This window comes from Protofrankia sp. CiP3 (assembly GCF_917627345.1).
GTDB lineage: Bacteria > Actinomycetota > Actinomycetes > Frankiales > Frankiaceae > Protofrankia.
Window position 1 is genome coordinate 1 of sequence record NZ_CAKJTM010000191.1, and the last position, 2,371, is coordinate 2,371.

At 67.4% G+C, this 2,371-nt stretch carries 4 protein-coding genes; 2 read left to right on the forward strand and 2 right to left on the reverse strand.

Going from position 1 to position 2,371, the window contains the following annotated elements; all coding sequences use genetic code 11:
• Positions 1-71 precede the first annotated feature (71 nt).
• Positions 72-287 (forward strand): hypothetical protein, encoded by a 216-nt coding sequence (locus tag MJ797_RS25910; protein ID WP_239342245.1) that lies wholly within the window; start codon positions 72-74, stop codon positions 285-287.
• 149 nt (positions 288-436) lie between these two features.
• On the opposite strand, the gene MJ797_RS25915 is transcribed toward MJ797_RS25910, so the two are convergent.
• Positions 437-742 (reverse strand): hypothetical protein, encoded by a 306-nt coding sequence (locus MJ797_RS25915; RefSeq protein ID WP_239342246.1) that lies wholly within the window; start codon positions 740-742, stop codon positions 437-439.
• Between the two features lie 85 nt (positions 743-827).
• Here MJ797_RS25915 and MJ797_RS25920 point away from each other — a divergent pair, with 85 nt between their 5' ends.
• Positions 828-1,490, forward strand: a complete 663-nt coding sequence (locus MJ797_RS25920) for a TetR/AcrR family transcriptional regulator (protein ID WP_239342247.1) — start codon at positions 828-830, stop codon at positions 1,488-1,490.
• Positions 1,491-1,721: 231 nt separating this feature from the next.
• Here the strand turns inward: MJ797_RS25920 and MJ797_RS25925 are convergent, their stop codons facing one another.
• On the reverse strand, positions 1,722-2,297 hold the full coding sequence (locus tag MJ797_RS25925; protein ID WP_239342248.1) for a CGNR zinc finger domain-containing protein: 576 nt from the start codon (positions 2,295-2,297) through the stop codon (positions 1,722-1,724).
• Positions 2,298-2,371 lie beyond the last annotated feature (74 nt).

Here is a 2,371-nt window from a genome sequence, read left to right on the forward strand (position 1 = left end):
GGGGCTGTAAAAAGAACGGTGTAACTCCCATGTCACACTCTGTGTATAGGCGCAGGTAGAGGAGACACCAGATGACCACCACAACGACAGACCCGATGTCCGACACGATCCCTGACAAAGCCGCCGATGCCCTCGGCGCTGGCACGGTACCGGTGCTCGACGAGGAGCTCGCCCGGCGCCTGGTCGCGCAGGCCCGCGCCGAAGAGGTACGAACGCGTTCGATCGACCGCATCGCCCGGCACACCCGCCAGCTGGCGGAACGCCTCGACGATCCGATGGGACGCTGACGCCGCCGGCATCGAAGCGCTGAGCTGGCTCACCGGCATCGCCGGGCTCCCCCGGGACGCGGCGACAGAAACGATGCGCTGGTCGGCCCGCACCATGCTGCACGCCGCGCTTGCCGGAAACCCGCCACCCCGTAACCGGCCGACAGCGGCTACCGCGTGCCGCCGGCCAGCAGCGCACCCGCGGCATCAAGAACATCCAGGTGGGTCACTGTCGGCTCGCCGGGCGGGCGGGCGCCACCAAACGCGGCGTCCACCGCCGGGTGGATGCGTTCCGCGAAGGCCTTCGCGCAGGCCTCCTGCGACTCCCACACGTCGATGTAGCGCAACCCACCGTCCGGGCGGCGCACGCACAGGTGCAGCAACGAACCGGCCAGCGGCTCCGGCCCCAGATTTTCTATGATCTTCCGGTACAGCTCCTCGCCGATCGGAACGTCCTGCAGGTAGGCGTACACCATGGTCCACTTCCCTCCCCGTCAAGATCCGAACTACTATCGGACCATCCGAAGCACATTCGGTTGAATGTCGGTACCGTAGACCCCGATGAGCGAGAGCGTCAACCACCCCACCCGCCGCTACCACGCGCCCCGTCGGGCCGAACAGGCCGCGGCCACCCGCCGCGCGGTCCTTGCCGCCGCCCGCGAGCTCTTCATCGAGCGTGGCTACACCGCGACCACCGTCGCCGACATCGCCGCCCGCGCCGACGTCGCGGTCGACACCGTCTACGCCACCGTCGGGCGCAAGCCCGTCCTGCTCCGTGAGCTCGTCGAAACCGCGATATCCGGCGCTGAGCACGCGATCCCCGGACCCGAACGCGACTACGTCACCCGCATCCGCGCCGCCCGTAGCGCCCAAGACAAGATCACTATCTATGTCGACGCGCTCGTCTCCATCCAGCAACGCCTCGCACCCGTCTTCTTTGCCCTGCGCGACGCCGCCCACCGCGACCCCGCCTGCGCCAGCCTCTGGACCGAAATCTCCGACCGGCGGGCCCACAACATGCGCCTGTTCGCCGCAGACCTGCGCGCCACCGGAGACCTCCGTGACGACCTCACCGACCAGCAGATCGCCGACATCATCTGGAGCATGAACGCCGCCGAATACTGGGTACTCCTCGTCCACGAACGCGGCTGGACCCCGCAGGCCTTCGGCGCCTGGCTCACCGACGCCTGGACCCGCCTGCTTCTCACCCCACGACAAGACTGAAAGATCGACCCATGCCGCCGGCTCCCAACCGCCGCATCCGAGGACTTCAGCGCCCAGCTCGCGGTGCCGCCCGACTGAGCTGTTCGGCTGTGGTTGACAAGTGCCACGGCGTGTTTCGGAAGCCGTCGTTCGATCAGGGGCAGCCTGGACGCGCCGAGCCGGACAAAGGCCCCGTTGTTGGCGGTTACCGGAAGATTTTCTGGCGCTCCCCCCTGGGGGCATTGTTATTGATCATGTGCTGCGGTCTGACTGTCCTTCTGCGGGAGCTGAATGCTGGCGGGCCCGGTGCGCGCGGGCCTTGCGGCGGTTGCCGCACTCGGCCATCTGGCACCAGACGCCCATGCGGTTCTTGGCGTTGTCGTAGAACGCCCACCGGCAGTCTTCGGCGGGGCACACCTTCAGCCGCTTCCATGTCCCGTCGATCGCGGCGACCGCCACGATCCACAGGAGCTGGGTGAACACGGCGTCGCGTCCACCGTTGGATGTCGCCAGGTGCGGGGTAAGCGCGTCACCGAACCGGAGCTGGAGAGGAGTGTTGTCGGCGAGGCGGTTGAGGGTGGCTAGCCAATCGATGCTCGGGGACGTCGGGCCGTTGGCGGACGCGGCGGCGCGCAGCAGCTCGCGGAAGTCGACGACGCGCCGTCGGTCGCTCTCATCGATCGTGCTGGGTGCGGCGGGCAGGTGTCGGGCAAGCCAGCACCGCATGCCGGTCGGGGTAGCGAAGTCGTCCGTACCTGCCTCGAGGTCCAGCGTGTTGATGAACGTGCGCACGATCTCCAGTTGGCCGGGGGCTTGTTGCTGTTTCAATGGACGAACCTCCAGTAACCTCTTATCATGTTTACAGGTTACCCTCCCGTGGCTTAGCGGTCAGCGCTGGGAGT